We start from the raw sequence: 23,548 nt of genomic DNA on the forward strand, positions 1-23,548 counted from the left end.
TCATGGGCGGAGCCAGAGGCGGATCGCTGCTGCGGTGAGTGTGCCGTGGAAGACGTAGGCCCGCTTGTCGTAACGGATCGCGACGGCCCGGAAGTTCGTGAGCCGGTTGATGGTCCGCTCGACTTCGTTGCGCAAGGGCCAGGGGCGGCAGCCGCCTTCACCGGAGAGGTGGATTTTGCTGGTCAGACCGCCCCGCGACCGTCCGACTCCCTCGTCGGGGCGGTGGTTTCGGGGCGTCGTTCCTTCTTTCGGGACCCGCGGACCGGCCTTAGTCGTGCTTGATCTCCGCGGCCCGCCCCGTCAGCAGCCCGAGGACCTGCCCGAGTCGCTCGCGGGCATCCGGGTCCGTGATGATCCCCTCCGCGTCGACCGCGTTCCGGTCCACGGCGATCCGTACGCAGGCCGGCTCCACGATGTCCGCGCCGGTGTAGCCGAGAACCGTCCGCAGCGTGGCCTCCGCGCCCTGGCCGCGGCCGGGGGTGGCGGTGTTCACCCACGCGGTCGGCTTGTCGCAGATCTCGGTGCCGCCGACCGTCCAGTCCAGCAGGTTCTTGAACGCCCCCGGCAGGGTCCCCGCGTACTCCGGCGTACAGACCAGAACGGCATCCGCCTCGCCTATCGCCGCGCGCAGCGCGGCCACCGGCTCCGGCAGCGGATCGGTGTCGTCATCGGGATTGAAATGCGGGAGCGTCGCGAGGCCGCCGTACAGGACGGTCCGGACATCCGCGGGCGCCACCGCCCGTGCGGTGCGCAGCACGGTCTCGTTGGAGGAGCCGCTGCGCAGACTCCCGGACAGCAAAAGGATCACACGAGGCGTCGACATGTCCGACCAACCAGCTCGGGCCAGGCCTCATTCCCCCATCCCATGGAACCCGCGCCGTGGCGGCCCCGCCGACGGCGCCCCCTCACCCGCCTGCGACGACTCCACCCCCTCCCGTGACGACTCGCCACCCGTGACGACTCGCCACCCCGCAAACACCCACCCCGGTACGAGCGCGGTGAGGCTCGTACCGGGGTGGGGTCGCACGGTGGTGACGGATCAGCTGAAGACGACGGACCGCAGCTTCAGCCGGCTGGAGGCGTGGCCGCCGTTGGGCCGGAGGGGGTAGTAGTCGCCCTCGCAGTCGACGCCGGTGAAGACGACGGCAGTCGCGTCGGTGTGGTTCCACGGCGTGTGGGCGGGGCTCGACGAGGCGGGGTCGGCGACCTCGGGCAGGGTGATGCAGACCCCGCTCGGCGGGTCGACGAGGAAGCCGATCTGCGGGGAGCCGTCGAGACCGCTGTACGTGTAGCCGAAGTCTCCGGAGGCCGCGTCGGCGGAGGCCGGCACGGCGACGATGAGCGCGAGCGCTCCGAAGGCGGCAGCCACGGTGGAACGAAGACGCATGAAAGGCACTCCTTGTGCGGGAAAGGAAATATCGGAACCGCCCAAGTCTGTGCGGCTGACCTGCGACTACTGACGGATACGGGATTTCTTCACCCGGACGGGAACTGCTGAATCGGTTCTGCCGACGGCCATGCGGGTCACGTGCGAACCCCCGCCACCGGTGGCTCCCCGGGGTCTGGCCGGGCCCAACGACGCGAGGCCGCGACTCCTTGAACCTCTGGTTGCCCATGACCGCCCCGGCCCAGCCGACCACCGCGACCACGATCCCACCGATGGAGAGGAGGATGATCCCGCCGATGCGGTCTTCCTGTTGTGTTGCGACTGGTCGTAGCTGACCGCGTCCTACAACTCTTACGTGAACGCCCAGTTGAACCCTGTTCGCTTTCTCCTGGAGGGCGTCGACAACCTCACCGAACAGCACGACCGCACGGCAGAGGAACCGGCCGACGTCAGCGGGGGCTGTCGTCGTCCATGACCCCGGTCCCTGCCGAGACCGTTCGTGAAGTACGAAGTCGCCTGGTGATGTCAGTGGTCGATGCGATCCTGCCCACATGGACGAGCTGATGCGGCGCCGGGTCTACGGCGCCGACCACGACGACCCCGACCCCGGACCGCAGCCCGGCCACGAGTACGTGGAACTGGTCGGCGGCCCCCTCGACGGGCTGCTCCTGGACGTGACCGGCTGGACGGCCGAGGAACGTGCGACCGGAGCCATGCTGATCACGGAGATCGGCGCCTACGGTCCGGGTGGCCGCGCCGAGTACGGGCCCAGGCACGGCGCGCCGGACAGGTGGGACTGGCTGGGGGACGTGCGGTAGTTCATCGCATCCGGGCTGCTGTCGGCGTCCCCTGCTTCCCGCCCTGCGCGGCCGGGACCGCCGACGACTTCGTGAGCCATCCGCTGGGCACCGTCCCCGCCGATCACGACCGCCCGCCGCTTGCCCGTTACTGAGACACGCTCCTGGCCGCGAAGCGGGACGGCGGCATGCCGAAGGTACGCGTGAAGGCGGCGGTGAACGCGGCGGGAGAGGCGTAGCCGAGACGGCCGCCGACCTCGCTGACCGAGGCGGCGCGCAGCAGTGGGACGGCCGCGAGCAGGCGGGCGCGAGCCCGCCAGACGGCGGGGCTGTCACCGGTCTCGGAGCGGAAGCGCCGGGTGAAGGCCCGTTCACTCATGGCCGTCCTCGCGGCCCACGTGGCATTGGTGACGCCCGCGTCAGGAGCGGCGAGGTACTCGCGGCAGAGCCTCGCGAGATCGGCTGAGGCGGGAAGGCCGACGTGGAACGGGAGCGGGGAGAGCTCGGCGATCTCGTGCAGGAGGAGCGCGGCGATGCTTCCCTCCCGCCCGGAAAGGCTGTAGTCGGCCTCGAACTCGACGGCGGCCAGGAGCAGTTCGCGCAGCAGCGGCGAAACGTCCACGACCGTGCAGGTGCCGGGCCACCAGGGGATGGCGTCCGGCTCGATGTACAGGCTCCGGGTGCTCACCCCCATCATGCGGACCCGGTGCCGGGTAGCGGCCGGAATCAGTACGGCGCGCTCGGGCGGAACGGTCCAGCTGCCCTCGGCGGTGTCGACGACCATGACCCCGGTGGCGCCGTAGAGGAACTGCGCGCGCCGGTGTTCGTGCCAGTCCAGTACATGGCCGTGCGGGTAGTCGGTGCCGATCGGCAGGACGGCCCGGTCGACGTGGTCGACGTCGTCCAAGGAGACGTTCTTCACCCACCCACCCTACTGGCCGAGACGCGAAGGAATGGTGCCGACCATCGCATGCGGGAACCCTGCCCGAGCTGGTGGAGTGGGGCCCATGGACGTGGTGGCATTGATCGGGATCGGACTCCTCACCGGGACGACGACGGTGTTGTTCGGGTTCGGCGGCGGATTCGTCGCGGTGCCGGTCGTGGTGTGGGCGGACGCCGCACTCGGCGCGGACGCGATGCGGGTGGCGACGGCCACCTCGGCCCTGGTGATGCTGGTGAACGCCGGGTTCGCGACGGCCGTCACACCGCGGCGGGTCCTCCTCGCGCTCCGCGGCAGCGGCACGCTGCTGCTCCTGCTGGCGGCCGGTGCCTCGGCCGGCGCGCTCGCCACACGCCTCGCCCCGGCCGATCTGGCCCGCTGGGCGTTCGTCGCGTACGTCGCTCTCACCATCGCCGACCTGCTCCTGCGCCCCGGCTTCCTGCGCCCACGCACCCGGGTCGAGGCGACCCGCGATGCTCCGCGTCCGCCGTCGGCCGTCCTCGGCGCGCCGGTCGGCGCGGTCGCGGCCTTTCTCGGCGTGGGAGGCAGCGTCATGACCGTCCCCGCGATGCGACGGGCCGGGCACACGATGCACGTGGCGACCGCGCTGGCCAACCCCCTCACCCTCGCCATCGCGCTCCCGGCCACCGCCTTGTCGCTGGGCGGCGCCGCGGTCCCCGCCGCCGCGGACGCGCAGGTGCACCTGGTGGGTCTCGTCGACCTCCGCGCCGCCTCGGCACTGCTCCTCGGAGCGCTGCCGGTGATCGCGGTGCTGCGGCGGCGCCCGCCGCGGATCCCCGACCGCACCTACGCCTGGGCGTACATCGGGCTGCTTGCCATGGTGACGGTCGCGATGTTGCTCGCGGCTTAGAGGTCGTTTCACTTGGTGAGGCGGCGGTGGCAGATGAGGGTTGCGGCTATGCCGACGAAGGCGAGGAAGTGCTCGGGTTTGCGTTCGTAGCGGCGGTGCAGGCGTCGGCAGCCGGCGAGCCAGGACACGGTCGTTCGACGACCCAGCGGTGGCGGCCGAGGCGGGTTGAGGACTCGATGCCCTTGCGGGCGATGCGGTGGCGGATGCCTCGTTTGCGGAGCCATCGGCGCAGGTGGTCGTAGTCGTACCCCTTGTCCGCGTGCAGTTTGGCCGGACGCCTGCGGCGGGGGCCGCGGCGGGACCGGATGGGCGGGATACCGCGCACGAGCGGTTCCAGTCCCTGACTTCATGCATGTTGGCGCCGGAGATCCCGAGCGACAGCGGCAGCCCGTTCCGGTCGGTGATCAAGTGGATTTTCGATCCGGGTTTGCCATGGTCGGTCGGATTCGGTCCCGTCAGAAGCCCTCTTTTGCCGCCCGGACACTGACGGAGTCGATCGCGCACCGCGACCAGTCCAACTCCCCCCGCGCGCCGACCGCGCGGCACGGATTGCCCGCCGAGCTTGCTCCCCGGAGGCTGCGAGGGCGTCCATGAGGCGGGAGACTGTCGGGTCGGAGATAACCGCCCCGAACACGGCCGGCTCGGACCGCAGCATGCCGACATCGGCCAGGCAGTCCCCGCCCAACGCGACCGCCAGCGCGACGTCCAGGAGAACCTTCCCGGGATCATGGACGGCCCGCGACTTCCGCCACGGCGCCGGCGCCACGGATATCGCCTGGTCGAGGCCGGTCTTGCGGACCGTTTCCACCAGCAGGACCGACCCGGCCTGCGAGACCACGGCGACATCACATACGTGCAGGTCACCAGCTCGCTGGCAGTCATCTGCCCATGGGTCTGCAGCAACAGCAGGCTGGAGAGCAACCGCTCCGACTTCATACCCCAAGCATGGAGCCACGTACATGACGACTCACGTCATGTATCCCTGCTTGGCCAGCGAGTCGAGGAGCGGGACGCCGGCCATTGCCAGGGCTTTCCACAGATCGCGGCACTCCTGCGCCGCGGGGAACGGCGCTCAAGGCCGATCGGTCAACACCGCAAGCGGGTGTCGAAAATCCTCACGACGTTGGGTGCCTGTGTCGATTTTCCGGTGGCTCGCGCCGGTGGCTGGCCTCGGAACGGTCCGTGTCCGAGGGTGACGGCCGGAATCATCTGACCGCGGCGCTCGGCGCCGCAAGGGAGAACTCTGTGAACGCCCCCAGTCCAGCAAACCTGCCATCCCAGCGGCGAGCGGCCACGGTCGTGATGGCCTGCGTCGGCGTGTTTGTCGCCTATCTGCCAGTGACCACCGTGTCAGTGAGCCTGCCGGCCATCCAACGGGCCCTGCACACATCGACGGCCGAGCTGTCCTGGGTCTCTGACGCCTTCGTCCTGCCCATGGCCGCGCTGATCCTGACCGCCGGTGTCTTCGGTGACGTCCACGGCCGCAAGAAGGTCTTCCAGGCCGGGCTCGCCTTCGCCGCGGTCGGCGCCGCTATCGCCCTGTGCTCCCAGTCGGTCCAGGTCCTGTGGGTCGGCCAGGCATTCGCCGGGCTCGGCGCGGCCGCGCTGCTGCCCACCACGCTGGCGCTGATCAGTCACGCAGTGCCCGACCCGCGCGAGCGTGGCAAGTACGTCGGCCTGTGGGCCACCGCCCTTCTGGCCGCCCTGGCCATCGGGCCGCTGATCGCCGGTGTCATCCTCGACCGCGCTGCCTGGCACTGGATCTACCTTCTGCCCATTCCCGCCTGCCTCCTCACCATGGCGGCTGCGGCCCGGCTGGTGACCGACTCCCGTGCCCCAGGTACACGGCGCCTGGACTGGCCCGGCCAGATCACTGCCGCCCTTGCCATCACCGCCCTGGTCTACGGCGTCATCGAGGGTGGCGCCGCCTCCTTCACCGACTCCCGGGTGGTTCTGTCGCTGATGGTGGGCGTGGTCAGCGCTGTGGCCTTCGTGGTGGCGGAGCGCCGCAGCAGCAGTCCCATGCTGGACCTGTCCCTGTTCCGCAGTCCCGCATTCACCGCGACGACCCTGATCGCAACGATCACCTTCCTAGGGCTGATCGGCTTCTTCTTCGTCCTGAGCCTGTACTTCGGTCTCGTGCAGCAGCTGGACACCCTGGCGGCGGGCTACAGGCTCCTCGCGGTCACCGGGATGTCCATCCTGGTGGGCATCCCGGCCGGACGTCTGATGCACCGGGTCTCGGCACGCCTGCTCATCACCAGCGGGCTGCTCGTCACGGCGGCTGCCCTGCTTTCCCTGACCAGCATCGGCGCCGACACCTCCTTCGGATCGTTGGCCTGGCGGCTGGCTCTCCTGGGCGCGGGCCTGGGCGCGATCATCACGCCGATGACCGCCACGGCCGTGGCCTCGGTCCCGCACCACCTCGCAGGCATGGCTGCCGCCGGCAACAACGCCTTCCGTCAAGTCGGTGGCGCGCTCGGACCTGCGGTCCTCGGCGCGCTGCTCACCACCAAGGCCACCGACGCCTTGCCCGGCCACCTCACCGGGGCCGGCCTGCCCGGACCGACCACGGACCGGATCACGTCAGCCGTAAGCAGCAGGGGCCTGGGCGCAGTGGCCCGGATGGATCTGGGAAGCGCCAAGGGGAGGGCCCTGAGCGCCGTGAGCGATTCCTTCCTCGACGGCATCCATCTGTGCCTGATCGTCGCCGCAGCCCTGGTTCTGCTCGCAGCGCTGGTCGGCATGGTCCTGCTGCGCCGCCCACCGCAGCACTCGACGCCTGACACACCGGATATCCAGGACGACCGGCGCGGAATAGTCCGTGAAGCCACTGCTGCGCTGGTACAGACCGGCCCTCCCGCAGGGCACACAGCAACCTGACAGCGGCCCCACTGCCTGCAGGGTGTTCCCTGCGGGAACAGCGGGACACCCTGCAAGGCCGGGAGCGGAGGCGCCCGCTCCCGGCCTCTCACCCGACGGACACACGGTGGCCTCCCACCCCGAACCGGGCTGATCCTGGGATCGCCGCGGGCCGCATGTCCGACAGCACAGCCCGCCCAGACTCAGTCCGTCAGGAGCACCGGTGCCCTTGCCCACACTTGATTCCCTCGACCTGAAGCTCCTGCAGGCGCTGCAACTCGACGGACGCGCGCCCTTCAAACGGATCGCGTCCGTGCTTGGTGTCTCCGACCAGACCGTGGCCCGTCGCTACCGTCGCCTGCTCGCCGCCGTCAACCTCCGCGTCCTTGGCATGACCGACGACGCCCGGCTCGCGCGGCAGAGCTGGATCGTCCGCCTGCATTGCACACCGGACGTGGCCGGACAGCTCGCCGGCGCGCTCGCCAAGCGCCCTGACACGATCTACGTCGCCCTCATGTCCGGCGGCACCGAAGTCATCTGCGGGATGAAGCCGCGCAGCACCCGCGAGCGAGACGAACTGCTCCTCGAACGGCTGCCCCGCACCCCGCACGTGGGCTCCGTGACGGCCCACTGCCTGCTGCACCGCTTCTACGGCGGCCCGCTTGGATGGCTTGCCAAGATCGACGCGCTCGACCGCAGCCAGCAGGAAGCACTGCGCCCGCCGGCCCCTGCACCCCTCGAAGACCCCGTCCTGCTCGACGCCGCGGACGACGAACTCCTGGCTCTCCTGTCACGGGATGGCCGGAGCACCCTCAGCACTCTGCAAACCGTCACCGGGCAGCCGGAATCCGCCGTCAAAAGACGGCTCGACCGTCTACGGTCCACGGGCGTCCTGTACTTCGACGTCCAGTACGACCACGCGACCATGGGCCACGACGTGCAGGCCATGCTCTGGCTCACCGTCGCCCCTCACGCCACCACCGCCGCCGGACAGGCCCTGGCCAGCCACCCTGAGGTGCAGTTCGCCTCCGCCACTACCGGCCTGGCCAACCTCGTCGTCTCTGGCCTCTTCCGTAGCCCCGAGCACGTCTACGCCTACCTCAGCGACAAGATCGGCAGTCTCGACGGCATCCAGTCTGCCGAGACCGCCTTCATCCTGCGCCAGGTCAAGCAGCTCACCTACGAGCCCAGCCGCTGACCTCCTGTCCCCCACCCCAGGAGGCACCGTGATCGACCTCGGCTCCGACCGGCAGGCGTTCACCGCCGCCCCCTATCCCGTATACGCCGATCTGCGTGCGCAGGGGCCCGTTCAGTGGGTCCGCCTTCCCGGCGGCCGTGAGGTGTGGCTCATCGTCGGACACGACGAAGCCCGCGCGACGCTCATCGACCCGCGCCTGTCCAAGAACTGGCAGAACTCCGCCGGGTGGATGAGCGAGCCGGAGCGACAGGACGGCATCCTGCGCGAGGGCGCGGAAGTCGCCGAGCCGACCGGCCTGATCGACCTGACCGGCTACCCCCTACGACGAGGGCTCCTAGGCCAGGCCGCGCAAGTCGGCGCTAGCCGATTCGACTGTCCGTGTGTTTTTATGCAGATGTTCAGATGTCCAACATTTGGAGGTCTCCATGGATGCTTTGCGGCAGCCGCGCCGAGCGTCGACTCTCGCCGCGCAGGTCGCCGACCAGCTGCGGGAGCAGCTGGCCACGGGGAAATGGCCGGTAGGCACCCGGATCCCGGGAGAGTTGGAGCTTGCCGGCCTGCTCCAGGTCAGCCGGAATACAGTCCGTGAGGCGCAGCGGGCTCTGGTGCATCTGGGTCTGCTGGAGTCGCGGGTCGGCGACGGCACCTATGTCCGGGTGGCCAACGAGTTGGAAGCCGTCCTGCTGCGACGGACGGCCACGACGCGGCCGGTGGATGTTCTGGAGTTGCGGGCGGTGCTGGAGGAGCATGCCGCCGGGCTGGCTGCCGAACGGCGCTCCCAGGCAGACATTGCGCGGCTGCGCGAGGTGCTGGCGGCGGTGCAGGAGAGTAACCGCTCGGGGTCCATGACGCAGGTCGCTGCCGCCGACGGCGCTTTCCATCGGGCAGTGGTACAGGCCGGTGGCAACGAACTGCTCGGGGAGTTGTACGACTACCTGGGCAGTGCTTTGTCGTCCTTGCTGACGGCGCTGCCCTGGGACGACGACGTCGCTGCCGAGCACGACCATTGGCACGGTGCGCTCGTCGACGCAGTCGCCGCAGGCGACGCGGTTGCCGCCCGCTACGCGGCATCCATGCTGGTCCGGGTGACCAGCCGGCTGGCCGACGAAGCGGGCCAGGACGCGGTCGCCGAACACGACGATGCGGTAGACCGGGGCCGGTCCTGATGCGTGAGGTGCCCGGTGCCGTACGTGGCGGCCAGGTGTCTGCGTTGCTGCTGGTGGGCGTGTTGCTGGTGGCCGCGAACCTTCGCGCCGCGCTGACCGGGGTCGGTCCGCTGCTTCCGGACATCGGCAGATCGACCGGCCTGTCCGGAGCCTGGACCGGACTGCTCAGCACCCTGCCACTGCTCACGTTCGCCGCCACCTCCCCGCTGGTCGGCCGCACCACACACCGCTACGGCGCCCCGCGCACCCTGGGCCTCTCTCTGGCCGTCCTGGCGGTCGGGCTGCTGCTGCGGTCCCTTCCCGGCACGTTCTTCCTGTTCGCGGGCACTGTGGTGGTCGCCGCCGCGATCGCCTACGGCAACGTGCTGCTGCCGTCCGTGGTCAAGAGCACCGTGCCGGAGGACCGGATCAGCCAGGTGACCGGCCTGTACGTCACCGCCATGGGTTTCCTGGCCGCCGTGGCGTCAGGAGTGTCCGTGCCGCTGGCCGACCATCTGCCCGGGGGCTGGCGCGCCGCGCTGGGCTGCTGGGCCGTCCTCGCGGTGCTGGCCTACGCAGTGTGGGCTCCGCAGTACCGCCGCACCGGCCCCGCGACGCCCACGTATGCGGGACGGCAGCGCATTCCCTGGCGTTCCCCCCTGGCCTGGCAGGTCAGCCTGTTCATGGGGCTGCAGTCCCTTGGCTTCTACAGCACCATCGCCTGGCTGCCCAGCATCGTGCACGATCAGGGAGTGGGCGAGGCCGCCGCCGGGTGGCAGCTGTTTCTCTTCCAGATCGTCGGCCTCGTCTCCAGCAGCACATTGCCTGTCCTGACCCGCCGGTGGAAAGACCAGCGGATCCTGGCCGCGGCCGCCTCGGCGATCGGCGCTCTGGGTTTCGCACTGCTGGCGGTGGCCCCCCAGCTGGCGGTCGTCTCCAGTGTGCTCATCGGCTTCGGCGGCGGAGCGTGCCTGGTCCTGGCCCTGGCCTTCCAGGGCCAGCGGGCGGCCGATGCCTCGCAGGCGGCCGCGCTCGCCTCCATGGCCCAGAGCGTCGGCTACCTGGTGGCAGCTTCGGGGCCGTTGCTTCTAGGCGCGCTGCACGACCTCACCGGCGGCTGGGCGCTTCCGCTGACCGTGCTGGTCGCCCTCACCCTCACCCAGGCCGTCGTCGGAGCCGGCGCTGGCCGGGACCTCCTCCTGAAGACCACCTCATGCAGTTCTGCACCTGTACGGATCGGAGACTGACGACCATGACCGTAACCGCCCCCTTCAGCTACCTGGACACGCCGACAGCGGCACCCCTGTCGATCACCGAGCTGATGCCCGGCGTCTACAACCTGCTGGAGTACGCCGCCGTCGCGGCAGGGGAACAGGTATTGATACTTGCCGAGCACAGTACCGACCCGGTGGTCATCCAGGCCATCGCGGCAGCGGCCGCCTACCGCAACGCCGACGTCCACGTGCTGTCCACCGCACCGTTCAGCGCAGGCGGATGGGACCGCGCGACGCCCTCCCCGCTCCTGCCCGCCGCCCATGGCGCTGCCGATGTCGTGATCTCACTGACCTGGTGGGGAGAGGTGCACACACCACACCTGTTCTTCGATGAGATCGCCAAGCGCCGAGCCCGGTTCGTCTCGCTGCACCAAACGGCGACCGCCGCGGCCCTGTCCACTGGTGCCCGGCTCCCACTCGATCTGTACTTTGCGCTGGAGGCCAGGGCAACGGCCCAGCTCGCCGCTGCAGAAGAAATCCGGGTGACCACCGCACTCAGCACCGATGTGACCTTCCGCAGCTTCACCACCGCCGGACACCACGCCCCCCTGACCCCCGGCATGTGGCGCCCCTTCCCCTACGGCGGTGTCAACTTCTACCCCGACCAGACCGACGGCGTCGTCGTCATCGAGGAATCCACCGTCACCGGCGTCCCCGCCGAACGGACCACAATTGAGCTGGCCAACAACCGCGTCACCGCCATCGAGGGCGGCGCAGCCGCCGCACTGCGGCGCTACGCACCGAACGGCTACTACATGCGCCACGCGCTCATCGGGCTCAACCCCAAGGTGCGGTCCGCAGGAGGAACCCAGTTCGAGCGTGAGAAGCACGCCGGCGCCTTCTACTTCGGCCTCGACGGCCTCACCCCGGAGGGAACGGCCGACCGCAAAGGCCCCGGGCATGCCCACTGCGACTGCCAGTTCGACAGGCCGACCATCACCCTCGACGGCAAGCCCTTCATCGAGGACGGCTACCTGCTGCTCCTCGACGACCCCGAAATCCAAGAGCTGGCCAGAAAGTTCGGCCCTGCCGACATCCTTCTGGACCCCAACGACCGCCTTGTGCTGCCGCCCCGCTACAGCCGCTGACCGCAGCGGCCGGTAGGTCTCAAGACCGTGCCCGGCACACCCGGACCGCTTGGCCGGGTGTGCCGGATCGGCAAGCCGATCTCGCCTACGCCCGCTTCAGTACGACCGCTCAGGACCTCGACCGGCAGATCGACGCGCTTCGCGAAGCCGGTATCGCCGAGGAACACATCTACGTCGACAAGCGCACCGGCGCGAACATGGACCGCGAGGGCCTGACCGCACTACTCGGCTTCGCGCGGCCAGGCGACCGGATCAACGTGCTCACCCTGGACCGGCTCGGCCGCACGCCTCGCGCGGCGGCCGGGGAGGCATCGGCCCCTCGCCCGCGTAGGTGTCGCCCAGCGGCGCCGCCGTCGCGTTGTCCTCGGCGAGCGTCAGGCTGGGCCAGGGCCCGGCGAGGGTGGCGTCGTCCAGGGCGATGCCGAGGTGGTCGAGTACGAGGGCCACCACGGGCGCCATCCCCTCGCCCTCGTGCGCGGCGAGCGCCGTCTCCACCCGGTCCCACCAGGGTGCGGTCCGGTCGGGCCGCGTGTACTCCATGCCGGGCTCGAAGTTCTCGACGCACTCGCCGTCGCGCCAGTACTGGAAGACGTCGAGGCCATCGGTGGTCGCCACACTGTACGTCTCGGTGCCCCTGGACAGCTCCGCGAGTGGCTCGTCCCAGGAGCCGATGACGCCGTCCTCCTCGACGCAGAAGGCCCATTCGCCGAGCCTCCCGGCCCGCAGCAGCGAGACCGCCCCGTCGCCGGAGTCGCCCGAGGGCAGCTCCGAGGCCGCGTCCCAGTCGAGCGGGCGCGCCCGGTCCGGGTCGGCCCCGTAGCGGGTGAACACCTCCTCGGGGCTCAGGCCGCGGGTGAAGGTGACGCACATCCAGGCCGTCGCCCAGCGGAGCGACCGCTCGTCCGCGCTTGCTTCCATGTCCTGCCTCCGTCGTTCACGGCCGGGAGCCCGGCGGCCCCGGGTCCCCAAGGCCGCCGGGCTCCCGGCCGTGCGCGCGGCACGGCGGGGAGCCCGGCGCATGATGCCTGATTGCACATGGTGAACGCGTTCCGTTGTTCGGCGGGTTACGTTGTGCCCGTGTACGGGGACCCTCATTCGGCCGTTCCTGCCACCGTCCAGGGGGAACGACCATGGACGAACTTCGGGGGCCGAGGAGACTCCCTCCTGTACTGCGGTCAACTCCAAGACAGGCATCGGCTCGGCGTGCGAGAAGGAACCCAGTGGTGGCAACGCTTCCAGAGATCACGGCCCTGATGGGCGAACCCCGGTTCAACTGGTCGGATCCGGCTCCGTGGATCGAACTGGAGCGGGAACTCGGTATCGGATTTCCCGCGGACTTCCGTGAGATCGTGGACGCCTACGGTTCGATCGAGGTCAACCGGCAGTTGTATCTGAAGCACCCCGCCGGTCATCTTCTGCATAGTCTGGGAGAGTTCATCAGGAGGGACCTCGACCTCTGGCGCGAGGAGGACATGGCCGAGTTCCTGCCGAGTCCGGTGGGGGCGAACCCCGGTGAGCTGATACCGGTGGCATCGGCCACGACGGGGGAAGCGGTTTTCCTCCGTGTACCTGACGGCCCCTCGTCGCCCTGGCGCGTCGTGGTTCAGGAGTTCGACAGCCCGGCCTGGACTCTCTACGAGATGTCGTTCAGCGACTGGTTGCTGGCGTACCTCAGAGGTAGGGACGTAACGCTATGCTCCCGCAACTTCGCGCCCGACCGCCCGTTCTACGAGTTCCTGCCCTGAAAATGAACACGGCGGCATCTCCCGTCCTGGTAAAGGGAGATGCCACCATGCGATGACCACGCGAAGCATCGCGCCGACCTCCGCGGCCGGCCCACAGGCACGCGAGCCCGGCATGATCCGAGCGAGCGGCCCTAATCGTGTCACCAGCCTTCGAGTTCGTGCGGCCGGAAGCCCATCATGACGGAGGCGGTCCAGAAGAGCACGACGAATACGCCGCTCACGATCTCCCAGACGAGGTCGTTGATGTCCGTACCGGGTCTGGGGCCGACGACCGGGTGGACCTTGCGCTGCGGGTCGATGGTGATGAGATACCGCGCTCCGGTCCGCAACTCCGTGCTCACCGTGGACAGCTCGCGCTGACGCAGGTTCCCCGGGTAGGAGACGGCGTAGGAGTAGGTCGTGATGCCCTCCGGGTCGGAGGACGCGGAGGTCTCCTTCTCTATCACGCCGTACACCTCCCGGCCCCGGTCGTGCAGGGCGTTGGACGAGAGGTACTGCATGTGCAGGGCGCAGAAGAACATGGCCGCTATCCCGCCCAGCAACCCCCACGAGTACCCGGTGCCGGTGCCCAGCCGCGCGAGTGCCATGGCACAACCGATGACAATGCCGCTCCCCGCCACCAGCAGCAGCAGTCCGAGCGTGCCCTCCCAGGTGTAGAGGGCGCGACCGAGCAGGGTCAGCAGCCACAGTGTTCCCAGCCCGACGACCGGGCCGAGCACGATCCCCGCGCACAGCCGACCACTCGGAAATCTCATTCTGAGGCGTGGCATTGACGACCCCCTGACGACGCTGATCCGGCCTCTTCCGGTCTCCTATGGACTCATGAGCCCGGCGGGCACGTCCAGAGCTTATGGATCTGTTGTGTGAGCGGTTGCGCGCGGTGGCGAGGCTGTGTCGGAAGCCTGCCCGAGGCCCGGCCCGGAAGCCCGCCCGGCACCCGGTCGCACGCATTGCGGGGGAGACCCTGCACGGTCAGCGGGCACGGTCATAGAGTGGCGCCGTGATGACCCGGATGATCGTGCTCAACGGTGGCTCCAGCTCGGGGAAGTCCGGGATCGCCCGGTGTCTGCAGGCGGTCCTGCCGGAGCCCTGGCTGGCCTTCGGCGTCGACACACTCGTCGACGCGATGCCCGCGTCCATGCGGGCATCGGACGCGGGCATCGCGTTCGCACCGGACGGTGAGGTGATCGTCGGCCCCGAGTTCCGTACGTTGGAGACGGCGTGGATCGAGGGGGTCGCCGCGATGGCCCGTGCCGGAGCCGGAGTCATCGTCGACGAGGTCTTCCTCGGCGGAGCGGAGTCCCAGCGGCGTTGGCAGAAGGCGCTCGACGGCGTAGGGGTGTTGTGGGTCGGCGTACGGTGCGACAGCGAGGTCGCCGCGGCCCGCGAGGTCGCGCGCGGCGACCGGGTCACGGGCATGGCGGCGTCGCAGGCGGACGTGGTCCACCGGGGAGTGTTCTACGACCTGGAGGTGGACACGACGCGGAGCGAGTCCATGGAGTGCGCGCGGATCATCGTCGACCGAGTCGAGTGACCCGTTCGTTCACACCCCGTCCCGGCCATGGTTGTTTCCGGCCACGACACGCACGACACGCACCACACATGTAGCGCGCGCAGCGCGCGCAGCACGCACAACGCACGCGGCGCCGACGGCCGCACCACACGTCACCGATGACTGCACCGCACGTCGCCGAGTTCCGGCTGACCGGCGACCTCGTCCCCGCTCCTGTTGCGGCCCGGAGGTCGCAACAGGAGCGGGGACGCACGGCCCCTGCTGTTCCCCAGGGGGAACCTCAGTTGGCGGGGGCCTGGTAGAGGCCCCGGCCGGCGCGGTGGGCGCGAGAGGTGGCGACGAGCCGGTCGAGGGTGCTGCGCACGGTGTTGATGCTGTTGGGGGTCAGCTCACGCCCCAGGGCCTTGGTGACGTCACGGGCACGAACCGGGGTGTCGCCGAACGTGGACAGCACCTTGATGGCCATCTCGGTGAGGTTGCCACTGTCGTCGACCGCCGGTGCGGCGGGCGCCGCCTTCTTCGGGGCCGCGGCCTTCGCGGACTTGGTGGCCTTGGCGGGTGCCGCGGCGGCCTTCTTGCCCTTCGGGTCGGCGGCCTTCTCGGCAGCGGGCTCGGCGGACTTCGTGGTCTTCGCGGGCTGCGCGGACTTGGCGGCCTTGGTCGCGACGGCTTTCTTGGCCTGGCCGCGCTCGCTCTTCGGCTTGGCGGCGGCAGCCTGCTTGCGGCCCTTGGGCGCGGACGCCTTCCGGGCGGTGCCGCGTGCGGGGGCAGCCGCTGCCGGCTCCTGCGGAGCCTCTGCCCGGACGGCGGAGTCGATGGAATCCTGAGCCTGCTGCGGGATCTGCGGGGTCTGCGGAACCTTGGCCGCGACAACGCTCTCGGCTTCGGCCTTGACGCCCGCGTCCTCCGTCTTGACGTTCTCCGTCTTGACGTCACGCGCCTCCGCGCTCGCGGGAACGGGGGAGGCGGCCAGCGAACGCAGTGCCGTCAGCGCGGTCCGCACCGACTCCAGCCGCTCGGTGACAGTCGCGAGTTCCTTCTCCAGGGTCTGCTGGTGCTGCTCCAGGCGGGGAAGTTCCGCCTCCAGCACGGCAGTTGTGGCATCGATGGTGCCCAGGGTGTTGGTCTCTGAGGTCATGGTGTCGCCCTTCTCTCCCGGCCGACCGTTGGTGACCGATATGGTGCAGCGTAAGGGGCGTTGTGTTGTGGCCGGAAATCGCCCCTTCGGCGCGAACGGCCAGGAGCCACTTTCAGTACTGACCGCCAGTCTCCTGATTACTCCTGCCGCGCGCCCCGAGACCGACCCCGAGACACTCGTTTGGCCGCATGCGCTTCACCGGTGGAGTGCCCTGCCGGACCGGCACGGCCCACGCCATCGCAACGTAGGGCGGCACGAGGGGAGTGGCGGAACGCGGTGCGCCAGAAGACGGCAGGACGTGGGGTTTTCGCGGCGGGGGCGCCACTGCTGCGGGCCACCGGCCGAGTTCTCCGAGCAGTGCCGGTTCGCGGCCGACGGCAGCTCGTCCCCGGTGACACCGGGGACGCACACCGCCCCGGACCGCGTACCGCGCAGGTCCGGGGCGGAGGCGTATCCGGGGCGGAGGCGTATCCAGGCGGACCCACCACCGGGGCGAGGTCCACGCCAGGTCGGATCCAGGTCGGGCACGGGTTCCGTAACCGAAGTGAACCACCGGGCCGGCCCCGGCCCTCAGCTGCCGTTGTCGCTGCCGACGCCGCTTTCCGCGTTTCCGCTTTCCGCTTCGGCGCCGCGCGAGGCGGCCTCGGCCATCCGGGCCGTGGTGCTGGCACCATCCAGCGCCTCGCGGATGATGTCCGCGTGCCCGCAGTGGTGCGCGATCTCCCGGAAGACATGCAACAGCACGTGCCGCACGGTCCATGTGATCGGCTCCGGCGGTGACCAGGGGTACCGGGGGAGTGTCACGAGACGGCCGAGATCGGGCTCCTGCCGCACGGTGCGATCGAAGTCCGCCGCCGCCGCGTGAAAGGCGTCGAGCAGCCCGGCCAGGGTCTCGCCGTCGGTCATCCGATTGCCGTCGGGGTCGAGGTCGGCCCAGCCCATCTCGCCCGGCGCCGTACCGTCGACCACGGCAAGCCACGTCCGCTGCACATCGCCGAGATGCTTGACCAGGCCGCCGAGCGTCAGCTCGCTGACAGTGGTGGGGAGGCCGGCCTGCTGGTCGCTGATGTCCGCGACGGTATAGAGAAAGTTGGTGCGCTGATCGGCGACGATCGCGAGAAGATCCTCGCGTTCCCCGGCCTGTGCGTCGTTCGTGCTTGTCGTTCCCATGAAACGTTCCCCCTCCGGACGGTTCCTGGCCGCAAACACTACGGCGTCTCCCGGACGGCCCCGGAGCGAAGACGAGACGGGTACTGCGGGTGTCAGGTCCGCACCTCTCCGCGTATCCGTCCGCCAGGGGTGACCGACGGTGTCTGCCGCATCCCGGCGCGGTCCAGGCTCAGCCGCAGAACCATGACCAACAGGGCTGCGATGGCGAATCCCGCCCCCACCCAGGCGAGTTGACGGGTGCCGTACGCGGACATGACCCACCCCCCGACCGCTGTTCCGATCGTGATGCCGAGGTTCGAGAACGAGATGAAGAGGCTGTTGCCGAACTCGGGCGCGTCGACGGCGTCCCGCCCCAGCCAGCTCTGGCTCACGATGAGTCCGCCCGAGTGCACGGCCCCCCAGACCAGTACGGCCACAATCATCGGTGTGAACAGTGGGCCCACCGCGTACAGGAGCACGTAGACGAGCAGGCACAGAACCGGGTAGCCGACCACGGTACGTATGAGATCGCGCCGCAACAGCCCACCGAAGGCGAAGTTGCCGAGGACCATCACCACGCCGAATGCCATCAGCATGGCACTGACCCAAGTGCCGTCCATGTGCGTGACCTGGCCCAGGTACTCGGCGAAGTAGCCGTAGACCGAGAACATCGCCGCGAAGACGAGGACGACGGATGCGATGGTCAGCCACAGCCGCAACCGCTTCAGAACCTTCAACTGAGCGCCGTAGGACACCCGTTGACCGACCGGCATCGGCGGCACGAACAGCAGGATGCCGAGGAAGGCGAGCAGATTGACGAGCGCGCCGAACCAGAACGCCGACGCCAGGGACACATGCTCGGCGAGGTACGAGGTCAGCGGCACCCCGAAGGCGAAGCCGACGGTGACGCCGCCGAACACGGTGGTCGTGGCCCGGGTGGTGTCCTCGGCGGGCACCAGTCGTGCGGCGGTCACGAGCGCGACCGCGAAGAACACCGGATGGAAGAGCGCGGGAACGATCCGGAAGACGAGCATCACCTCGTACTGCGTGGTGAGCGCGTAGACGGCGTTGGACACGGCGAACACGGCGATCGCGGCCGCGAGCACCTTCTTGCGGTCGATGCCGGAGGCGAGCAGCGTGGTGAACGGCCCGGATACGGCGATGACCAGGGCAAACACTCCGACGAGCCAGCCGGCGGTGGACGGCGCGACGCCGAGCTCCGCCGAGACCTGGGGGAGCACGCCGACCATGCCCATCTCTGTGGTGATGATCCCGAACACGCCCAGGGCGAGCACCAGGACGGTGAGGGAGGCCTTTTTCATCGCAACCTTTCGTCAAATCTAAAAAAGTAGATATGTTGCGCCCCGAGGCGGCGCGCACAGGGGATTTCGTCGGGTCTACAGCTCGTCGCGGACGTGCGCGGCGAACTCCGCGATCACCGGCTCGTTGCGCCGGTAGTACGTCCACTTGCCGATGCGTTCCGAGGTGAGCAGCCCCGCGTCCTTCAGGGTCTGCAGGTATCCGGACACCACGGACTGCGCCAGCCCGGCACGCTTCTGGATGTCGCCCACGCATACGCCGATGTGGAAGCCGAGCCCCTGCTGCCGGTAGGAGTCCTCGTCGAAGTACTTCTCCGGCTCCCGCAGCCACTGCATGAACTGCAGGCGTGCGGGATTGGCGAGCGCCTTGTGTACGGCCAGGGGGTCCACCGGTCTGCCTCTCCGTGCTCTCTGTGTCCCTGAAGGGGATGCATCTAGCTTTCGCGATATGTAGGAGCAAGTCAAGTCGCCGGAGCGGAGCCCTGTGGTGCGGATCCTGAGAGCCGACGGGAGGCAGGGGCGGCGGGCATGGCAGGGCAGGGCATGGCATGGGGAGCGTCGGGCATCGTGCTCAGGCCGACGGGCGGCAGGCGTGGGCGTCGACGGCCCGGTGGAAGGCGCGCAAGCTGCGCTGCCAAGCCCGCCCGTCGCCGTGCCCCGAGGCAAGGGCGAGCAGGTGGGGGGCCAGCGCCGACGAGAAGGCACGGCTTGCTTCGAAGGGCAGCAGCGAGGGCAGATTGTCGATGGCGATCACGTCGAGTGGGCGTCCGGCGCCACGCATGCGCAGTACCGGCCGGTCCCAGTCGGTGAGTCGGTCGTAGACCGGTACGGCGTTGTAGGGGGAGCCGAAGTCACAGGTGACGTCGCACAGCAGCGACAGCCGCCGTCCCGGCGCGGTGAGATCCGCCGGGGTGAGCAACGGCAGCCGCATGGGCCGGTTGGTGCCGATCGCGTTGACCAGGATGTCGTGGGCCAGCAGCCGCTCGTGTCGCAGGGACGCGGTCTCGGCAGGCCCCCAGGCGGTCGTGGCGATCCTCGCCGCCGCCAGCGCGTCACGGGCCCCGCATCCGCACCGGCCCCACGCCCCGGTCACCAGCGCGTTCCCGGCCTCGCCCGTGCCGACGGCGGGCTGCCGGCAGGCCCGCAACCGGGCATCGAGATCGCGCCAGGCCAGCGGCCCCACCGGCACGGTCAGCAGGCCGGCCCGGTGGAGCACTGCCAGGGCGGCCCCGGCGTAACCCGCCCAGTACCCGAACGCGGCGAGGCGACGCCCCCGCCCGTCCACCAGGTACTCCAGGTCCAGCAACTCCCCGCCGCCCGCCATGAACCGCTCCAGCAGCACCCGTCCGTCCGACTGGCCCTTGAAGGCGTGCCCGAAGAAGACGTGCCGGTGACGCAGCGCCCACGGCTCCGCGTCGAGCTCCTTGAGCCCGACGACGCAGTCCTCCTCCGGCGCGTCCCCCCAGCTGCCCCGAGGAACGATTCGGCACCCGACGGCCGCGTACTCCTCCACGGGGAACACCCGCTGCGGTGAGGCCTCCACCATCAGCTCGACACCGGCACCGGTGAGCGTCCGCGCGTCCTCGGGCACGATCGGTGCGCGCCGCTCGGACGGTCGCGATTCGTGGCGCATCCACAACCGCAACACCGCAGGCACCTCCACTTCCCCCTCCTTCCGAGGAAAGCACCCGCACCGCACCACCGCGACACGGAACGTCCGGGGCGCCGGAGGCAGGCCCGGAGCCGCTTTCCGGCACCGCTTCCCGGAGCCGGAAAGCGGCGGCGACGCCCCGAAAGCTACAAGTCCCGAAGGCTTCAGGTCCCGAAGGCTTCAGGTGCGGAGAACCTGCTCCGCCGCGTCCCGGACCACGTCGGCCAGCGCGTCGGGAGCGGTGAGGTGGGCGACGTGCCCCTGGCCGGTGAGCGTGACGATCCGCGCGTTCGGCAGGGTTGCCGCCAGGTCGGCCAGGCGCTCACGCAAGTGGGCGGGGCTGAGGTCTCCCTCGACCAGGGTCGTCGGCATTTCGAGCGTGGCGAAGCGATCGGTACCGACCCCGAGCGCGTCGATCGCCTCGTCGTCGGCGATCAGCGCCTCCGCGTGGACGGAGAGGGCGGCCCGCACCCGCTGGTCGGCGAGCATCGCGTCGACCGCGTCGGCGGGCATGCGGACGATGTCGCGCATATGGATCCGCATCGCCTCGACCGGATCGCCCGCGTCGAGTGCGGCACGGGCACGGACTCCCGCCGCCCCCGCGACCAACTCGCGTGTGGGCATAGGAGGTTCGTAGAGCAACAGCCCGGCGAATGCCGACGGCGCGAGCAACGCGGCTTCCATCGCGGCGACGGCGCCCGAGGAATGCCCCACGAGGAGCGCCGGGGGCTTGAGGAGATCCGCGACGGCGACGATGTCGGCTGCCTCGACGGCCATCGAATGGGGCAGCGCGATGTCCGCCCCGGGAGCGTAGATCCGTCGGTGAATCCTGACGACGCGGTAGTCGGCGATCAGTTGTCGGGTGACGCCGTCCCAGGTCGCGGCGGTCCCGCCGCCCGGGTGGACCACCAGTATGTTCGCCCCGCGTCCGTCGTCGAGAGCGGTAATCGGTCGACCGTCATCGGATGTTGCGAGAAGCTCAGCCATGCGCACGAGTCTGTACGTGGCGGCCGGTCTCGCGCCGGGAGTCCGCCGACATTCCGCGCTGCCGACACCGACCGCCGGCCCCGGCGGATGCCCTTCTCGTAGCCCGCCAGGAGCTGATCCATCCCCGCTGGTCGCTACCGACGGAGCCTCGTGGCACGTACCGCACATCACCTTCCCCCTTCGCTGACCAGGAAGAGCCATGACGACCGTGTGAGCGGCCCTTGGCACTCCGCGGTCCTGGACGCTCTCCGGTACAGCGCCCGAAGCCTCACCGAAGCGGCAGGGGAGGGGCGCAGGCCCCGGCCGCAAAGGGTGCGCCGCCGGGTGGACGTCTACTGCTTCCCCCGGCACAACCGCGACCGCGGGGTCTCACGGGCCTCCGCCCTGGCGGAACGCGTGGCCCGCCAAAGCCTCCGCGCACAGACCCAGACCATCCGACGCCTGGTGAACAACCCCACCGGCGAACTCGCGCGCGAAGCGGCGGAGACGGTGGACGTACCACCGGCAAACCACCGGCACGGCTCGATCTGGCTCGCCTGATGGAGCGAAGTCCCGTTCGCGTGGCCAGAGATGAAGACAATGCGGTACGGTGACGAAAACATCACGCTCCGTGTGCCCGCGCGCACATAGGGCGGCCCCCGGCGGTGCGCCAACACCATTCCGAGGGCCTACACCACCAGTGGAGAGAGCCACCGGAAATGTTGCGTCATGCTATCGCGCCGTCCGCGCGCTATACGAAGGCATCGCACGATGTCGTCCGCCATCCGCGTCTGAGCAGTGACGCGAAGATCCTGCTCCTGTACGTCCAGGGCCTGCCCGAGGACCCCACGTACAAGCCGTTGAGCGAACTCGCCCAGAAGCTGGGCATCAAGGGCCGCGCGTACCAGAAGGCGAAGGAACAGCTCGTCGCGCACGGATACGTGCACGAGTGGCGGAGCCAGGGCGGCGGAGGCCGCTGGCTCACCGAGCAGTTGGTCGCGAACAACCCACTGACGGGTGAGCAGGCGGGACACCTGCGAGGGGCCCCGCCCACGGTCGCCCCGCCACCGAGTAAGCAGTTCCCGACGGTCGGCGAACCGACTGCCCGGCCGGCCGGTGGCTATCAACTGGTAGAAGACCACAGTGATAAGACCACAACCCACCCACCCTCCGAAGCCGAGCCGACGTCGGAACCGGCACCGACACCGGCACCGACACCGACACCGACACCGGCCCCGGCCCTGGCCCCGGAGCCGACACCGGATTTGGCCCAGACACCGGCCCCGGACTCGCCTCCGGCTCGCGGCCCCGCCCCGGCTCCGGCCCCGGCACCCGAGCCGACGGCGGATCCGGCCGACTCCCTCCAACTGGCCCGCGCGGAACGGATCCTGCTCTCCCTGCGCCACTACCGCCGCGAACTTCACCTCGGCGTAAGGGAAGCCAGTGCGCTGGCCGTGGAGGCGGTCAAGTGGCTGGAGCGCGGCCTGAGCGAGTCCGACCTGCGCCAGGCCTTACTCGCCGAACGCCCGGAGAACGGCGTGCGCTCAGCGGTCGGCTTCCTCCGCTACCGCCTCATCCAAAAGCTCCCCGAGCCCCGGACCCCACCCCCGCCGTACGAGCCCCGGCCCGTACGCGAGCTGTTGGAGTGCGAGGGGCCGGGCGGCAAACACCTCTTCCGCCCACTGGCCGACGAGACGGAATGCGCGCCGTGCCGCCGGTCCGCAGCGCAAGCGACCCAACACGGCACCCCCGCGCCGGAGCCGGACCCCATCCCGTGGCGGGAACGGATCGCGAGAATCAACGGGACGTCGGTGGCCCTGCCCGAGCGGCAGAGGAGTGTCCGACCCGACTGCCATAGTGCGGTCCATGGATGAGGACTCCTTCTGGGCCCTGATTGAGGGCTCTCAGCAGCAGACCAGCAACCCGGACCAGCGGCTGGAGGCACTGCGTGAGCAACTCATGCAGCGGCCACTGCCGGAGATAGTGCAGTTCCAGTCCTGCCTGCACCGGGTGCGAGGGCGGATCGACACGTGGGAGATGTGGGCCGCCGCCGAGCAGATTCACGGCGGATGGTGCTCCGACGACAGTTTCTGGTACTTCCAGTTCTGGGTGCTCGGCCTCGGCCGAGAGGTGCTCGGGAGGGCCGCGGCCGACCCGGATTCACTGGCGGACGTCCCGGAGCTGCGCCGGCTGGCCGGGCGGTCCATGGAGACATGGTCGGACGACGAGTGGCCCGAGTGGGAGTCGTTGGACTACGTCGCGGCTGAGGCCTTCGACACGTTGACGGGCGAAGAGGAAGGCCTTGAGACGGCCCTGGAGGCCGAGGGACTGGACAACCCGTGCAACCCCGAACCGAGCGGCGAGGCGTGGGACATACGCAACGCGGATGAGGCGTCACGTCGGCTGCCGCGCCTCAGTCGAATGTTTCCACTCACCGGCTGAGTCCACTGGCTTTGTTCGCGGGTGAAAGTGAGCAAAACCACACCCCGACATGGTCCCCCACGA

The 23,548-nt window shown here is 69.8% G+C and carries 23 protein-coding genes and 4 pseudogenes; 13 read left to right on the forward strand and 14 right to left on the reverse strand.

The genetic code is table 11. The annotated features are described in order from the left end of the window. The 3 genes and pseudogenes from ACZ68L_RS23620 to ACZ68L_RS23630 all read right to left on the reverse strand — a co-directional run. A pseudogene (locus ACZ68L_RS23620) lies at positions 1–300 on the reverse strand (IS5/IS1182 family transposase); the annotation flags it as partial. Continuing rightward, positions 269–823, reverse strand: a complete 555-nt coding sequence (locus ACZ68L_RS23625; protein WP_469579871.1) for an NADPH-dependent FMN reductase — start codon at positions 821–823, stop codon at positions 269–271. The gene ACZ68L_RS23625 and the pseudogene ACZ68L_RS23620, both read right to left, overlap by 32 nt. Positions 824–1,039: 216 nt before the next feature. Next, the gene (locus ACZ68L_RS23630) at positions 1,040–1,387 is read right to left on the reverse strand and encodes a hypothetical protein (protein ID WP_469579874.1); all 348 of its coding nucleotides are present in this window, start codon (positions 1,385–1,387) and stop codon (positions 1,040–1,042) included. Between the two features lie 551 nt (positions 1,388–1,938). Here ACZ68L_RS23630 and ACZ68L_RS23635 point away from each other — a divergent pair. Then, the gene (locus tag ACZ68L_RS23635) at positions 1,939–2,205 is read left to right on the forward strand and encodes a hypothetical protein (protein ID WP_469579877.1); all 267 of its coding nucleotides are present in this window, start codon (positions 1,939–1,941) and stop codon (positions 2,203–2,205) included. 127 nt (positions 2,206–2,332) lie between these two features. On the opposite strand, the gene ACZ68L_RS23640 is transcribed toward ACZ68L_RS23635, so the two are convergent. Next, entirely contained in the window at positions 2,333–3,106 is a 774-nt protein-coding gene (locus ACZ68L_RS23640; protein WP_469579879.1) for an AraC family transcriptional regulator, read from the reverse strand. Positions 3,107–3,191: 85 nt separating this feature from the next. Here ACZ68L_RS23640 and ACZ68L_RS23645 point away from each other — a divergent pair, with 85 nt between their 5' ends. After that, positions 3,192–3,995, forward strand: coding sequence for a sulfite exporter TauE/SafE family protein (locus ACZ68L_RS23645; RefSeq protein ID WP_469579881.1), 804 nt, complete (start codon positions 3,192–3,194; stop codon positions 3,993–3,995). Between the two features lie 8 nt (positions 3,996–4,003). Here the strand turns inward: ACZ68L_RS23645 and ACZ68L_RS23650 are convergent. Both ACZ68L_RS23650 and ACZ68L_RS23655 read right to left on the reverse strand, forming a co-directional pair. Next, positions 4,004–4,531 (reverse strand): annotated as a pseudogene (locus ACZ68L_RS23650) (IS5 family transposase); the annotation flags it as partial. After that, a pseudogene (locus tag ACZ68L_RS23655) lies at positions 4,521–4,854 on the reverse strand (transposase); the annotation flags it as partial. The pseudogenes ACZ68L_RS23655 and ACZ68L_RS23650, both read right to left, overlap by 11 nt. 443 nt (positions 4,855–5,297) lie before the next feature. Between ACZ68L_RS23655 and ACZ68L_RS23660 the strand changes: the two are divergent. From ACZ68L_RS23660 to ACZ68L_RS23685, 6 genes and pseudogenes are all read left to right on the forward strand, one after another. Continuing rightward, positions 5,298–6,878 (forward strand): MFS transporter, encoded by a 1,581-nt coding sequence (locus tag ACZ68L_RS23660; protein ID WP_469580058.1) that lies wholly within the window; start codon positions 5,298–5,300, stop codon positions 6,876–6,878. Positions 6,879–7,080: 202 nt separating this feature from the next. After that, entirely contained in the window at positions 7,081–8,055 is a 975-nt protein-coding gene (locus tag ACZ68L_RS23665) for an Lrp/AsnC family transcriptional regulator (RefSeq protein WP_469579882.1), read from the forward strand. Between the two features lie 425 nt (positions 8,056–8,480). Further along, positions 8,481–9,221, forward strand: coding sequence for a FadR/GntR family transcriptional regulator (locus tag ACZ68L_RS23670; protein WP_469579883.1), 741 nt, complete (start codon positions 8,481–8,483; stop codon positions 9,219–9,221). Continuing rightward, positions 9,221–10,447 (forward strand): CynX/NimT family MFS transporter, encoded by a 1,227-nt coding sequence (locus ACZ68L_RS23675; protein WP_469579884.1) that lies wholly within the window; start codon positions 9,221–9,223, stop codon positions 10,445–10,447. Before ACZ68L_RS23670 ends, ACZ68L_RS23675 begins: the two co-directional genes overlap by 1 nt. 5 nt (positions 10,448–10,452) lie before the next feature. Further along, positions 10,453–11,562, forward strand: a complete 1,110-nt coding sequence (locus ACZ68L_RS23680; RefSeq protein WP_469579885.1) for a 2,5-dihydroxypyridine 5,6-dioxygenase NicX family protein — start codon at positions 10,453–10,455, stop codon at positions 11,560–11,562. Positions 11,563–11,621: 59 nt separating this feature from the next. Then, positions 11,622–11,798, forward strand: a pseudogene (locus tag ACZ68L_RS23685) (recombinase family protein); the annotation flags it as partial. A gap of 25 nt (positions 11,799–11,823) precedes the next feature. On the opposite strand, the gene ACZ68L_RS23690 reads toward ACZ68L_RS23685, so the two are convergent. Further along, positions 11,824–12,480, reverse strand: a complete 657-nt coding sequence (locus tag ACZ68L_RS23690) for a DUF6461 domain-containing protein (protein WP_469579886.1) — start codon at positions 12,478–12,480, stop codon at positions 11,824–11,826. Between the two features lie 302 nt (positions 12,481–12,782). Here ACZ68L_RS23690 and ACZ68L_RS23695 point away from each other — a divergent pair, with 302 nt between their 5' ends. After that, positions 12,783–13,307 carry an SMI1/KNR4 family protein gene (locus ACZ68L_RS23695; RefSeq protein WP_469579888.1) on the forward strand — a complete coding sequence of 175 codons (525 nt, stop codon included), beginning with the start codon at positions 12,783–12,785 and terminating at the stop codon, positions 13,305–13,307. A gap of 140 nt (positions 13,308–13,447) precedes the next feature. Here the strand turns inward: ACZ68L_RS23695 and ACZ68L_RS23700 are convergent, their stop codons facing one another. After that, positions 13,448–14,077 carry a hypothetical protein gene (locus tag ACZ68L_RS23700; RefSeq protein WP_469579890.1) on the reverse strand — a complete coding sequence of 210 codons (630 nt, stop codon included), beginning with the start codon at positions 14,075–14,077 and terminating at the stop codon, positions 13,448–13,450. 242 nt (positions 14,078–14,319) lie between these two features. On the opposite strand from ACZ68L_RS23700, the gene cpt reads away from it, so the two are divergent. Then, positions 14,320–14,841, forward strand: coding sequence for a chloramphenicol phosphotransferase CPT (cpt, locus tag ACZ68L_RS23705; protein ID WP_469580059.1), 522 nt, complete (start codon positions 14,320–14,322; stop codon positions 14,839–14,841). A 259-nt stretch (positions 14,842–15,100) separates the two neighbouring features. On the opposite strand, the gene ACZ68L_RS23710 is transcribed toward cpt, so the two are convergent. The 6 genes from ACZ68L_RS23710 to ACZ68L_RS23735 all read right to left on the reverse strand — a co-directional run bounded on the left by ACZ68L_RS23710 (position 15,101) and on the right by ACZ68L_RS23735 (position 21,064). After that, positions 15,101–15,958 carry a hypothetical protein gene (locus ACZ68L_RS23710; RefSeq protein ID WP_469579891.1) on the reverse strand — a complete coding sequence of 286 codons (858 nt, stop codon included), beginning with the start codon at positions 15,956–15,958 and terminating at the stop codon, positions 15,101–15,103. 570 nt (positions 15,959–16,528) lie between these two features. Continuing rightward, on the reverse strand, positions 16,529–17,128 hold the full coding sequence (locus tag ACZ68L_RS23715) for a DinB family protein (RefSeq protein ID WP_469579892.1): 600 nt from the start codon (positions 17,126–17,128) through the stop codon (positions 16,529–16,531). A gap of 92 nt (positions 17,129–17,220) precedes the next feature. Continuing rightward, complete coding sequence (locus ACZ68L_RS23720) at positions 17,221–18,429, reverse strand: MFS transporter (protein WP_469579894.1); 1,209 nt, start codon at positions 18,427–18,429, stop codon at positions 17,221–17,223. 75 nt (positions 18,430–18,504) lie between these two features. Next, positions 18,505–18,816 carry an ArsR/SmtB family transcription factor gene (locus ACZ68L_RS23725; protein ID WP_351073365.1) on the reverse strand — a complete coding sequence of 104 codons (312 nt, stop codon included), beginning with the start codon at positions 18,814–18,816 and terminating at the stop codon, positions 18,505–18,507. A 181-nt stretch (positions 18,817–18,997) separates the two neighbouring features. After that, on the reverse strand, positions 18,998–20,089 hold the full coding sequence (locus tag ACZ68L_RS23730; RefSeq protein WP_469579896.1) for a Rossmann-fold NAD(P)-binding domain-containing protein: 1,092 nt from the start codon (positions 20,087–20,089) through the stop codon (positions 18,998–19,000). Positions 20,090–20,257: 168 nt separating this feature from the next. Further along, a complete protein-coding gene (locus ACZ68L_RS23735; protein ID WP_469579898.1) occupies positions 20,258–21,064 on the reverse strand; it encodes an alpha/beta fold hydrolase in 807 nt (268 codons plus the stop codon). A 150-nt stretch (positions 21,065–21,214) separates the two neighbouring features. Here ACZ68L_RS23735 and ACZ68L_RS23740 point away from each other — a divergent pair, with 150 nt between their 5' ends. The 3 genes from ACZ68L_RS23740 (at position 21,215) to ACZ68L_RS23750 (ending at position 23,485) form a co-directional block, all read left to right on the forward strand. Further along, entirely contained in the window at positions 21,215–21,604 is a 390-nt protein-coding gene (locus tag ACZ68L_RS23740; RefSeq protein ID WP_469579900.1) for a hypothetical protein, read from the forward strand. Positions 21,605–21,762: 158 nt separating this feature from the next. Beyond that, positions 21,763–22,917 (forward strand): hypothetical protein, encoded by a 1,155-nt coding sequence (locus ACZ68L_RS23745; protein ID WP_469579901.1) that lies wholly within the window; start codon positions 21,763–21,765, stop codon positions 22,915–22,917. Continuing rightward, positions 22,910–23,485, forward strand: coding sequence for a DUF4240 domain-containing protein (locus ACZ68L_RS23750; RefSeq protein WP_469579903.1), 576 nt, complete (start codon positions 22,910–22,912; stop codon positions 23,483–23,485). Before ACZ68L_RS23745 ends, ACZ68L_RS23750 begins: the two co-directional genes overlap by 8 nt. The last annotated feature ends 63 nt before the right edge of the window (positions 23,486–23,548 follow it).

The organism is Streptomyces sp. NPDC104309 (assembly GCF_055584025.1).

Excerpts from the sequence above, each read along its gene's own strand:
- ACZ68L_RS23720 (WP_469579894.1), bottom strand. The coding sequence starts at position 18,429 with ATGAAAAAGGCCTCCCTCACCGTCCTGGTGCTCGCCCTGGGCGTGTTC.
- ACZ68L_RS23735 (WP_469579898.1), bottom strand. The coding sequence starts at position 21,064 with ATGGCTGAGCTTCTCGCAACATCCGATGACGGTCGACCGATTACCGCT.
- ACZ68L_RS23660 (WP_469580058.1), top strand. The coding sequence starts at position 5,298 with ATGGCCTGCGTCGGCGTGTTTGTCGCCTATCTGCCAGTGACCACCGTG.
- ACZ68L_RS23625 (WP_469579871.1), bottom strand. The coding sequence starts at position 823 with ATGTCGACGCCTCGTGTGATCCTTTTGCTGTCCGGGAGTCTGCGCAGC.
- ACZ68L_RS23680 (WP_469579885.1), top strand. The coding sequence starts at position 10,453 with ATGACCGTAACCGCCCCCTTCAGCTACCTGGACACGCCGACAGCGGCA.
- ACZ68L_RS23645 (WP_469579881.1), top strand. The coding sequence starts at position 3,192 with ATGGACGTGGTGGCATTGATCGGGATCGGACTCCTCACCGGGACGACG.
- cpt (WP_469580059.1), top strand. The coding sequence starts at position 14,320 with ATGATCGTGCTCAACGGTGGCTCCAGCTCGGGGAAGTCCGGGATCGCC.
- ACZ68L_RS23750 (WP_469579903.1), top strand. The coding sequence starts at position 22,910 with ATGGATGAGGACTCCTTCTGGGCCCTGATTGAGGGCTCTCAGCAGCAG.
- ACZ68L_RS23690 (WP_469579886.1), bottom strand. The coding sequence starts at position 12,480 with ATGGAAGCAAGCGCGGACGAGCGGTCGCTCCGCTGGGCGACGGCCTGG.
- ACZ68L_RS23670 (WP_469579883.1), top strand. The coding sequence starts at position 8,481 with ATGGATGCTTTGCGGCAGCCGCGCCGAGCGTCGACTCTCGCCGCGCAG.
- ACZ68L_RS23675 (WP_469579884.1), top strand. The coding sequence starts at position 9,221 with ATGCGTGAGGTGCCCGGTGCCGTACGTGGCGGCCAGGTGTCTGCGTTG.
- ACZ68L_RS23710 (WP_469579891.1), bottom strand. The coding sequence starts at position 15,958 with ATGACCTCAGAGACCAACACCCTGGGCACCATCGATGCCACAACTGCC.
- ACZ68L_RS23630 (WP_469579874.1), bottom strand. The coding sequence starts at position 1,387 with ATGCGTCTTCGTTCCACCGTGGCTGCCGCCTTCGGAGCGCTCGCGCTC.
- ACZ68L_RS23635 (WP_469579877.1), top strand. The coding sequence starts at position 1,939 with ATGGACGAGCTGATGCGGCGCCGGGTCTACGGCGCCGACCACGACGAC.
- ACZ68L_RS23700 (WP_469579890.1), bottom strand. The coding sequence starts at position 14,077 with ATGCCACGCCTCAGAATGAGATTTCCGAGTGGTCGGCTGTGCGCGGGG.
- ACZ68L_RS23715 (WP_469579892.1), bottom strand. The coding sequence starts at position 17,128 with ATGGGAACGACAAGCACGAACGACGCACAGGCCGGGGAACGCGAGGAT.
- ACZ68L_RS23745 (WP_469579901.1), top strand. The coding sequence starts at position 21,763 with ATGTTGCGTCATGCTATCGCGCCGTCCGCGCGCTATACGAAGGCATCG.